Origin of the sequence: Paenibacillus wuxiensis (assembly GCF_040195695.1) — a bacterium.
Taxonomy (GTDB): Bacteria; Bacillota; Bacilli; order Paenibacillales; family Paenibacillaceae; genus Paenibacillus_B; species Paenibacillus_B suaedae.
The window spans coordinates 11195-11462 of sequence record NZ_JBEFZI010000019.1; the positions used below are offsets into that span (position 1 = coordinate 11195).

At 47.4% G+C, this 268-nt stretch carries 1 pseudogene; it reads right to left on the reverse strand.

The window, feature by feature from the left end:
* Positions 1 to 268: pseudogene (locus tag ABN764_RS28335) on the reverse strand (DNA-directed RNA polymerase subunit alpha); the annotation flags it as partial.

A 268-nucleotide genomic window follows, 5' to 3' on the forward strand; every position in this document is an offset into this window, starting at 1 on the left:
TTCCCGTTTGTTGCGATCTGCTTGTACGTAACCACGTCCACGATTCGCATAGATGCGCATATGGAGTCTGGAACCTTGTGATAATGTCGCAATGCGGAGATCCGGGTTCAAAATTTCCACATCACTATCCGCTCGAATATCGCCAGCCGTTACTACCCCTTCGCCTTCCGCATCGATTTCGAGAATTTTCTCTTCATCAGAGTGGATTTTCAGCGACAAGGCCTTCAAGTTCAAGATAATCTCAGTTACGTCTTCATAGACTCCTGGG